General features: G+C 37.2%; 9 protein-coding genes and 1 pseudogene. 7 read left to right on the top strand and 3 right to left on the bottom strand.

Annotated features, from left to right (window positions below; translation table 11 throughout):
- From UC75_RS05610 to UC75_RS05600, 3 genes are all read left to right on the top strand, one after another.
- Nucleotides 1–1644 (top strand): helix-turn-helix domain-containing protein (locus tag UC75_RS05610; protein ID WP_128825204.1); only part of this gene is annotated, 1644 nt, incomplete at its 5' end.
- A gap of 43 nt (nucleotides 1645–1687) precedes the next feature.
- A complete protein-coding gene (locus tag UC75_RS05605; RefSeq protein ID WP_005306564.1) occupies nucleotides 1688–2047 on the top strand; it encodes a 5-carboxymethyl-2-hydroxymuconate Delta-isomerase in 360 nt (119 codons plus the stop codon).
- An 81-nt stretch (nucleotides 2048–2128) separates the two neighbouring features.
- Nucleotides 2129–2980, top strand: coding sequence for an AraC family transcriptional regulator (locus UC75_RS05600; RefSeq protein WP_049836970.1), 852 nt, complete (start codon nucleotides 2129–2131; stop codon nucleotides 2978–2980).
- A 29-nt stretch (nucleotides 2981–3009) separates the two neighbouring features.
- Here the strand turns inward: UC75_RS05600 and thiM are convergent, their stop codons facing one another.
- From thiM to UC75_RS05585, 3 genes are all read right to left on the bottom strand, one after another.
- Entirely contained in the window at nucleotides 3010–3837 is an 828-nt protein-coding gene (gene thiM, locus UC75_RS05595) for a hydroxyethylthiazole kinase (RefSeq protein WP_049836969.1), read from the bottom strand.
- A 34-nt stretch (nucleotides 3838–3871) separates the two neighbouring features.
- Nucleotides 3872–5029, bottom strand: coding sequence for a hypothetical protein (locus UC75_RS05590; protein WP_049836968.1), 1158 nt, complete (start codon nucleotides 5027–5029; stop codon nucleotides 3872–3874).
- Between the two features lie 151 nt (nucleotides 5030–5180).
- Nucleotides 5181–5438, bottom strand: a complete 258-nt coding sequence (locus UC75_RS05585; protein ID WP_013197392.1) for a hypothetical protein — start codon at nucleotides 5436–5438, stop codon at nucleotides 5181–5183.
- A gap of 319 nt (nucleotides 5439–5757) precedes the next feature.
- Here UC75_RS05585 and pepN point away from each other — a divergent pair, with 319 nt between their 5' ends.
- The 4 genes and pseudogenes from pepN to UC75_RS05565 form a co-directional block, all read left to right on the top strand.
- Nucleotides 5758–8364: an aminopeptidase N gene (gene pepN / locus UC75_RS05580; protein WP_049836967.1), complete on the top strand. Its 2607-nt coding sequence runs from the start codon at nucleotides 5758–5760 to the stop codon at nucleotides 8362–8364.
- Between the two features lie 596 nt (nucleotides 8365–8960).
- Nucleotides 8961–9491: a spore coat U domain-containing protein gene (locus UC75_RS05575; protein WP_049836966.1), complete on the top strand. Its 531-nt coding sequence runs from the start codon at nucleotides 8961–8963 to the stop codon at nucleotides 9489–9491.
- 72 nt (nucleotides 9492–9563) lie between these two features.
- Entirely contained in the window at nucleotides 9564–10268 is a 705-nt protein-coding gene (locus UC75_RS05570; RefSeq protein WP_049836965.1) for a molecular chaperone, read from the top strand.
- Between the two features lie 9 nt (nucleotides 10269–10277).
- Nucleotides 10278–10793: pseudogene (locus UC75_RS05565) on the top strand (fimbrial biogenesis outer membrane usher protein); the annotation flags it as partial.

Here is a 10793-nt window from a genome sequence, read left to right as displayed (position 1 = left end):
GCAGGGAAAACCTATACACTTAATCAGTACATCCAATACCTAAAAGCACGTAAAGTGCCTGTGGCAATTACGGCATCTACAGGTATTGCTGCAACACATATGAACGGCATGACCATTCATACATGGGCGGGCATCGGTATTAAAGATCAGTTAACTGACGATGACCTAAAACGTATGAAAGAGCGCAAATATCTCAAGGAACACCTTGAAAATGCGCAAGTTCTCGTCATCGATGAAATCTCGATGCTACATGCTAAGCAGCTTAATCTGGTCAATCAGGTTTTAAAATATTTTAAAGAAAGTGATGAAGCGTTTGGCGGTATTCAAGTCATTGTGGCTGGAGATTTCTTTCAGTTGCCACCCGTTGGGCGTAATAGTGAAGCCAACCGTGATAAGTTCTGTTTTATGTCGGATGCATGGGTCGAAGCCAAATTTCGCGTATGTTATTTAACAGAACAACACCGTCAAGATGATGAAATTCTTAATCAGATTTTAAATGCCATTCGTGCGCAGAATATTCAATCAGATCATTTACACGCATTACGTCAATCACGCTCGCATGATATTGGTGAGACCTTTACTCGTCTTTATACGCACAATATGGATGTCGACAATATCAATTATCAGCACTTAAATGAAATTGATAATGAAGGGCATCAATTCAATGCCGTTTTAGATGGTAATGAAAAGTTATTAGAAACTTTAAAATCTTCGGTACGCGCACCAGAAGAACTTACCTTAAAGAAACATGCAAAAGTCATGTTCGTAAAAAACAACTTTGATATGGGTTATATCAACGGGAGTTTAGGTGAAGTTATTGGCTTTGAAGAAGATGACGAAAATGGCTTATTACCAAAGGTAAAACTAACTGATGGTACGACATTGCTGGTTGCTCCTGAAACATGGTCAGTTGAAAACGAGGCAGGTAAAGTGATTGCCAGTTTCCAGCAAATTCCACTTCGTTTAGCGTGGGCAATTACCATTCATAAAAGCCAAGGTATGACTTTGGAAGCTGCTGAAATTAACCTTACGAATACCTTCGAAAAAGGTCAGGGTTATGTAGCCTTATCGCGTTTAAAATCTTTAACTGGTCTTAAGTTATTAGGGATTAACGAGCAAGCTTTAGAGTTAGATAGTTTAGCTGTCAAAGCTGATCGTCGTTTCCAAGAGCTTTCTAAAGAAGCTGAAGACAACTTTGCAGATGTAGATTTAACCGCTCAGCATAAAGCCTTTATTCGTCACTGTGGCGGCACCTTAAATGAAACTGAGATTTCTCGTAATGAGAAGAAACTCGCAAAAGGTGGAAAGCAAAATTACGCTACGGCAACGCTAGACGAGACACGTGCGTTGTTTGAAGAAGGCTATGAAATTGAAGACATCGCGCATGAGCGTGGTCTGACACCAGCAACCATCATTAATCATTTGGCTCGACTTCATAAAGAACAAAAGCTAGATATTTCCGTTGCTCATCCGGGGGAAGAAGTAGTCGAAGAAATTCGTAAAATTTATAAGAAGCTGAAAAAACGTCAAAATCCAGATCATTTTTCTGATGATGGTTCGATCAAACTAAGACCAATTGTTGAAGCAACTAGTCCTCGAATGGGATATGATCAGGTTCGATTAGCTTTATTATTTATTGAGTAAAGTTTGATTGGCTTAATTACTTATTACATAAATTGAGGTGGCTATGCCGCACGTTGTAGTTGATTATTCAGAAAACTTAACTGGATTAAACGCAAAACAATTACTTGAAGAAATTAATACCACACTGATTGAGACAGAGCTATTTAGTCCAGAAGACATTAAAAGCCGTGCGCGTAAAGACGAGGTTTTTCTCATTGGCTTAGGGGCTGATCAAGCTTATATTCATGTAAAAGTTTATATTTTGTCTGGAAGAACTGACGAACAAAAACAGCTAATGGGTGATCAGCTATTAACGGCGCTCAGCAATAAAAATTATCTACAGCAAGAGTTTAATAAAGAAATTCAATTGTGCGTTGAGCTTGTTGATATGCCAAGAGAAGATTATTTCAAACAAGTTGTATAACACTAAAAAACGCAATTTCGATCAAGAATAGAGATCAGCACTATGTAAAAGTAGTGCTATCGAATGAACAGACATGAATGTATGGCTGTATATATACAAAAGCTGCAACTGGTTTGCGATTATATTCAAAGACATTTAGATGAAGATTTAGATGTTGACCGATTGAGCCAAATTGCGGCCTTATCTAAGTTTCATTTTCATCGTATTTTTGCCATTCATATTGGTTTAAATGTGATGAAGTTTATTCAACTTTCTCGTTTAAAGCGGGCCTCTTTTCAATTGGCTTTTGAACCTGATCTCAAGATTATTGAGATTGCATTGCAAGCAGGGTTTGATAGTCCAGAGGCATTTACTCGTGCATTTAAGCGTTCATTTGATCAAACTCCTCGGGCTTTTAGAGATAAACCAGACTGGGAATCTTGGCACCAGAAGTTTGTTTTTACACTTCCAAAAAGTGAGCTAAAAATGAATGTAAATATTGTTGAGCGTCCTGCTGAAAAGATTGCCTATCTATCGCATTTAGGCAGTCCAGATAAAGTCTTTGAAACCGCTGCACGTTTTATTGCTTGGCGCAAAGAAACAGGTTTGTCGCCTGTGACCAAGTCTAGAACTTATGGTATTCCGTTTGCAGACCCTGAGCAGACACCGTCTGACGAGTTTCGATTTGATATTGCTGGTTCAATTGAAAAGGCTGTACCGGAAAATAGTTACGGCGTACTAACAGGGGAAATTCCTGCCGGTCGTTATGCGACCGTAAGACATTTGGGTAGCCACGACCAGATTAAAGATAGTGTTTATTACATCTTTAGAAACTGGTTACCTGAGCAAGCCGAAGAAGTAGGGGAATATCCAGTTTTCTTTCACTATCATAACTTTGTGCATGATGTGAAAGAGTGTGACCTTATTACAGATATCTACTTACTTTTAAAATAAGAGTAGTGGAATAAAGGCATAACTTGCGGTTATGCCTTTAAACCGAATAGCTTTATATTTGCATATTGTTCAATCAGGTTGTCATCTAACATATGGATATAGTCCATAAAAATGGTACTAAAACTTCCCATCGTTTGTGCCTGATTGGCAGCAAGTTTACCCGCAATTGCAAAATGCACATGTGCTGAAAGTGCTGCAATGGTTGGAGTCGTTACTGCACTATATGCAGCGATTAATGCACCTAAAGCACAACCAGTTGCTGTAATTTTGGGTTGTAAGGGGCTGCCACCGTTCACTTGGATAACGACATCTAGTTCTTTAGATAAAATGTAATCTGACTCACCTGAAATTGCGATACAGTCGGTATGTACTAATAGCGCGTAAGCTTGTCGATAGGCATCATCACTGCTTAGGGTACTATCAACACCTTTAGATTGAACTTGATTACCTGCAAGCGTACTGATTTCTGAAGCATTACCACGAATAACACTAGGCTTAAACTGTAAAAGTTCATCAGTCATTTGACTGCGCCAAGCTAAAACTGGCCCATAGCCCACCGGATCAAGTACCCATGCAATGTTATTAAGCTGTGCTGTTTTTGCAGAGATTTGCATGGCCTGCATTTGCTCTAAAGTCGGGGTGCCTAAATTAATGCTTAAAGCCGATGAAATTTTGGTAAAACTTTCTGCTTCATAAGGATTATCAATCATCGCAGGTGAAGCACCAGAAGCGAGTAACACATTGGCTGTATAGTTAGCCGCAACGCTATTGGTAATACATTGCACAAGAGGCGTTTTTGCCTGCATGTTTTGCCAAGCTTCAATGACCTGTTCAATCAAACTAGATGTCGATGTCATATTATTATCCCTAGTAAGCTAAAGTGATATAGATTTAGTGGGTAAAATAGTGGTCTTGATGCTTACATTTTTGGCAAATCAAAGAAACATAATCTGCCGCATCATAATCAACGGTTAAATCATTTGAACCACAATGCATACAACGTTTGACAGAATAAAAGTTTAAACGTGGTTCAATTTTGCGCCATGCTTTCCATACAGGTTGTACAAATATCTGTTCGTCATAACCTAAGAAACGGTTAAGCAAAATATAACTCATTTTACTATATGGAATATTATGAGGACGCGGCAGCATAGAGGTTTCCCACTTTTCAGTTAAGGCTCTCTCACGGTATTGTTCTAATGTTTTCTTTAACAAATTGGTGTTAATAAATTTCTCATTGCGAGGTTGCAATGCTTTTTGTTTATAAAGATATTCGAGTGCCGTCTGAATTAGATAATAGATCTGTCCAATCGCCAATGATTCCATTAAGCGGTAGCAAAAGCTTTGGAAATTTGAATTCCCAGCAATCTGAATGCCCCAAGTTCGGCAATAAAATTGCATGAACTGGATAATTTCCTGATAGAGCACCTGAAAAAGTACGTCTTTAACTTCATCGGCACTACGAAAGGGAACGCCGAAACTTAAATTTTCATAAAACCAATTACGTAGTTGTTGAGCCACACTAAATAAACTTGGATCGCTGTAGCCATCTAAACGAATATTTAAATAAAAACACTGTGGATCTTCAGTTTGATCATTTGCATTCAAAATGCCATCTTTATGTAGCTGTTTAATTAAATAGCTCTGAAACATCCAGTTAGGGGTGATCTGATGATATTTAATTTTGTCCCAATGAATATATTCATCATGAGTGATTTCTTCACGTGCATATTCATCTAAAAGACTCAGCAAGAAAAGTTTATGCAAAAAACTGATCTGTTCCAGACTGCGTTGTGGCTGTTCTTTTGATTTAAATTGACGTTGTTCTTGTAAGCGGGTTTGCTGTAAAAGCTTTTTACGCTGTTTTGTACATTGTTCACAGTGGCACGTCATTTTTTCGTCTTTAAATACGCGGTGCTGACAATGACTGCATTCATGAAATTGAATGTCTTGTTCAAATTGCTCGGCATCTACCCAGTACATTGAAGCTTGGCAGAGAGGACAATGGCTACTTTCATCCAGTTGTTTCTGTAGAATTTGTAAGGCCATTTTGCTCCGAACATAAAATAAAAAATGATGGGGCTATTATACACAGCCGTACTGTATATGGCTGAGATTGCGAGTTCCGTTTGTTGTTAAAATAAAAAGACCTAAAATCTATGTGAGAATTTTAGGTCTTCATCGCGAGTTAAATTGTTGATTAAACAGGGCACGGCAAGTTCTCATCATTCTGTCCAAGTTTTTTGGCATTAATAAGTGCCTGTACTTTTTTACTTGGTAATTTTACTTTGCCTAGTGCATCGTAAGTATTCACAATGGAGCTAACCTCCTGAGTCGTCATAGAAATGCCTTCCGCAGTTAAGAACACCGCAATCACATGGTGATCGAGTCCTGCTGCGTGTAAATCATGAATCGCTTTAATATTTTCTAAACGATGAAAATGTGCTTTTAATTCCATATTGACACCTCTTGCTCTTATTGAAATACCCATATTGGTCTATTTAAATAGGCAAGAACCATGCCCAAAATGTAAGCTGATTCTAAAAAATGTTAAAAGCTAAAGGTGTTTTATTTTTATTGTATAGATTGCTTATATAAACAACGATTATCGTAAATTTGGTCTAATCTGTGCTAATAAAACCAGATTCTAATTTGAAATGTATCAATGAAGTCCCATTAATTTTATAAAGGTAAGCAAATACAGTATGTATGACTTGGCGTATGATATTTCATGGCGACTCATACTGCCGTTTTAGACGAGTATATAAGGAATAAAGATGAATATTGCGGCGCAGCCTCCAGTTCAGGCAGATCAAACAGTTTATTTAAAAGATTATCAAAAACCTGCGTTTTTAGTTGAATCAATTAATCTTGATATTCAAGTATATGACGATAAAACAATTGTTGATTCAACGTTGGTGATGAAGCGCCAAACTGAGGGCGATCTGGTTTTACTTGGTCGTGATCTTGAGTTGCAATCTGTTCAGTTAAATGGACAAATTCTTACTTCTGCACAATATTCACTCGATAGTGAGCAATTGGTGATCACTAACGCACCAGCTGAAGTCATTTTACAAACACAAGTCATTATTCATCCTGAAACTAATACTCAATTAGAAGGTTTATATAAAGCCGATGAGTTGTTTGTAACCCAAAACGAACCTGAAGGTTTCCGCAAAATTACGTTCTATCCAGACCGTCCAGACGTACTTTCAGTCTTTACTACACGTGTAGAAGCAGACAAAAAATATCCAGTGTTACTTGCCAATGGTAATTTGCTAGAAACAGGTGAAGTTGGCGAAAACCGCCACTTTGCGATCTGGCAAGACCCGACTAAAAAACCAAGCTACTTGTTTGCTTGTGTCATTGGTGATTTAGCTGTTCTTAAAGATCGTTATACGACGTCTGAAGGGCGCGATGTTGCTTTAGAAATCTATGCGATTGAGAAAGACATTCCAAAATGTCATATCGCGATAGAAGCATTAAAGCATTCTATGCGTTGGGATGAAGAACACTATGGACGTGCCTATGACCTCGACAACTATATGATTGTTGCGGTAAGCCAATTCAACATGGGCGCAATGGAAAATAAAGGTTTAAATATCTTTAATACGTCATGTGTACTTGCCGATGAAGAGTACACCACTGACGCAGCGATTATGCGTGTGCAGTCTGTGATTGCCCATGAATATTTCCATAACTGGACAGGGAACCGTATTACTTGCCGTGACTGGTTCCAACTTTGTTTAAAAGAAGGTTTAACGGTATTCCGTGATCAATCTTTCTCAGAAGATTTACAATCTGCTGCGGTTCAACGTATTGATGATGTCGCTGTGCTTAAATCTCATCAGTTCCCTGAAGATGCAGGTCCATTGTCGCATCCGCCACGTCCAGACCACTTCGTAGAAATTAATAACTTCTATACAGCAACTGTTTATGAAAAAGGTGCGGAAATTAACCGCATGATGTCGACTTTACTGGGCAAAGAAAAATACCGTCAAGGAACCGACGAATATTTCCGCCGTCATGATGGGCAGGCTGTAACTGTAGAAGATTGGGTTGCTGCTTTAACAGCGGGTTCTGGTGTAGATTTATCTGCATTCTTAACTTGGTATAACCAACCAGGTACACCAAAGCTTGAAGCAAAAGGTGAATATGATGCAGCAGCACAAACTTACCGTTTAAGTTTTAAACAAAGCCTGAAAGCACATCCTAAATACCCAAATTTAAAAGCTGTTCCAATTCCTGTGGCTTTAGCGCTCTTTAATGCTAAAACAGGTGAGCAATATACATTGCACAGTGACAGTCTATTCGTAAACGATGTTAAAGATGGCGTGTACTTGTTTGACCAAGATGAGGCAAGCATTGAATTTACTGGTGTGACTGAGCAACCCGTGGTATCGCTACTTCGTAATTTCTCAGCTCCTGTAAATCTTGTATTTGATTATACCGATACAGAATTAGCATTCTTAATTCAGCACGAAACGAATGGCTTTAACCAGTGGCAAGCAACCCAAACCTTGCTTGAGCGTATTTTGCTAGAAGACCATTCAGCTGATGCTTACATTCAAGCTATTCAAAGTACTTTACCTGAGCTAGTTGGCCGTGACCCGCTTTTAGCATCGCGTTTATTTGATGTACCAAGTGAAGGTTACTTAGGTAGTCGTATCGATCAGAACTATGCACCATCCGATATTCATGTAAAACGTGAGGCCTTGCTGAATCGTTTGGCACAAGAGTTGGGTTCATTCTGGAAAGATACTTACCTTACGCTTGACCCAGACCTGCAAAAAGAGTTTTCTTTGGCAATGGGTGTGCGTGCGTTAAAGAACATCATGCTGATGATGATGGCTCGTCAGGGCGATCAAACTGCATTTGAACTTGCACACGTACAATATCAAAACACAGGTAATATGTCTGAACGCTTAGGGGCGTTACGTGTATTGGTTTGGCAAAATGCACCTCAAGCTCAAGATGCACTTGCTGATTTCTATGACCGCTTTAAAGATGAAGCCTTGTCTTTAGATCAATGGTTCATGATTCAGGCAGCAAACCCAAATGCGACAGCAGAAACGATCGAGTACCTGACTCAACATCCTGACTATGATTTAACGACTCCAAACCGTATTCGTGCGGTGAGTGGAGGGCTATCAAATAACCCTGAAAACACTTGGGGATTTGGTGTAGCTCACTTTATTAATCTTGCACAATATCTTGATGAAAAGAACCCAATTTTAGGTTCACGTCTGTTACAGGTATTGTCACGTTGGTACACACTTGCTGAACCGCAACGTACTCAAGTGCAACAGGCTTTACAAGCATTGCAGCCTAAAGTGAAATCGAAAAACGTCTCTGAAACTTTAAATAGTATGTTAAGCGTTTAATTAGATTTAAAACCATAAAATAAAGGTCTCGTAAGAGGCCTTTTTTTATATTTCTTTATCAAAATTTGAAGCTTAAACGAAAGAAAATTATTTTATAGGAGTGAACTATTGTTCCGCTATTCATCATTTTGCTTTCTATTTAAATTGTAATATTAAATAGTTTATTTTAAATATATATTTAAATAAGATATGTGAAATTAAAAGTTAGATAGAATGATAATATAAGAATTAAAATTATTAAGCCCGTAAATGACTTTTAAGTGCTTAAAAAATAGCTATATTTATTGACATATTTGCTTAAATTTTTTTCAATAAATTTTAGAATATTTTTAATAAATTAAGTTAAATCATAAGCTTAATAATTTTAAATGTTAACCATTTGTTAATAATAGTTAATTTGAGTAATTCTATTTTATTAAATGGAATTAAAAATAAAAATACTGTCATACATTTTAATATTTTTTATGTATTATGAAAAAATAGGGTAAAAAATATAAGCTCTAAAAGAGCAGTCAAATTAGAAATGATTGTAATAGCAAGGGTTAATTTTTTTACAACTATTAATTTCAACAATTTAATGTAAAAAGGTTTAGACCATGAAAAAGACTTTTTATTATTTATCAGCAATTGCTATAGGATTATTTTCTCTCAATACAGCAAATGCAGCTACAGCAACGGGTACATTAACTGTTAGAGCAACAGTAACAAATAGTTGTGTTCTAAATACATCAGCTACCGGTACAACTTCAAATGCGGTCTTGGACTTTGGTACGTTAAGTTCTCTTGCTAGCAATGTAGACGCAGATACCACGACCACAGGTGGTACTTCCATCAGAGTGTTATGTAACAACACTGTGCCATGGACTTTATCATTTGATGGTGGTCAGAATGTTTTATCAACACAACGTCGTATGATTGGTGGAGCAACCACTACAGAATACATTCCTTATAACCTCTTCTCTGACACAGGTCGTGCAACAGCAATTGGTATTGCAACCACTGCCTATAGTGGAACTGGGAATGGTAATGTTCAAACTGTTAACGTGTATGGCCGTATTCCTGCCGGAACGACTTTACCAAGTGCAGGTAGCTATGTTGATAGCGTAACTGTAACGGTAACTTATTAATTCTTATAAATTAGAAATACTGTTAGCCCTTTAAAAGGGCTAATACATTAAAAATTTATATTTGAGCAAGTCATGAAAAGAAATATTTTTATTATTACAAGTTTATTCTTATCTTTGTCTAGCGCCATTAGTGCTGCCACGATTCGACTTTCACCTGTGAATGTTGAAATATTAAGTAATCAAAATGCTTCATCAATTAGCTTATTTAATCAGTCAAATGAAAGCAGTGATTTACAGATTCGCGTATTTGAATGGACTCAAAAAAATGGTCAAGATCAGTTAACACCTACAGATGAGATCGCCATTAGTCCACCATTTTTAAAACTACAACCCAATGACTCTTATAACTTGCGTGTAGTCAGAATTAATCCAGCACCTGTTTCTGGTGAAAAAACCTATCGTATTATTATTGATGAACTACCAAAACCAATAGATAGTCGTAAAGCTGCTCAAGGCGTAAATGTATTATTGCGCTCATCATTACCCGTATTTGTAGTTAATAAAGATGCTATTACCAAACTAAATTGGAAAATTGATCCTAATCAAGAGGTACCTTCCTTAAACATAAGCAATATTGGAAATCGGCACGCACTTTTAAGCAATTTAACGCTTGTAGATAAGACTGAAAATAAAAATTATCCGATTAAAGTAAATACCGTAAATGGTTATATTCTTGCGGAGCAGGCACGAAGATACTCTATTAATAATTTTACATATCAGCCCAATCATAAATACAGTTTATCTCTGACAGTTAATGGTAAGAAAACCACACTTTAAGAGGCTTATATGAAATATATTATAGGTGTCTTATGTGTCGCATATCTTCCTGCGTATTCTTTTGCCGAGCAACTACAAGATAATACGAAAACAGCAGTTCCCAGTGTTCCTAAATCTACGGATAGCACTAACAGGTATGCACAGCTGAAGACAGGTGAACAGGAGCAAGAACTTAATTTTAACCAACTATTTTTAAATATTTCTATTAATAAAAATGAGTCTGAAGACTTAGTTGCGGTGAAGCAATCTAAGGATGGAAAGTTATATATTCGCTCTGGTGCATTAAAAACTTTAAGGGTAAAAATGGATGAGCAGATTCCTGATAACCAATGGGTGTGTATTGATGAACTAAAAGGAATCCAGTTTAAATATTTAGAGAATGAGCAGGCTCTAAATTTACAAGTTCCGTCGAACATGTTGACTGATTATTCAGTTGATTTAAGCGGCCAGCAGGTCACCAGCCCTCATTTGCTGAAAATGAAGCCCTTAAACGCAGCTATTCTGAACTATAGTCTGTATAACATC

The sequence above is a fragment of the Acinetobacter sp. V2 genome (assembly GCF_001188385.1).
GTDB classification, from domain to species: domain Bacteria; phylum Pseudomonadota; class Gammaproteobacteria; order Pseudomonadales; family Moraxellaceae; genus Acinetobacter; species Acinetobacter oleivorans.
Note: the sequence above shows the minus strand (reverse complement) of the source record. Positions and strands in the feature narration are given on the sequence as shown.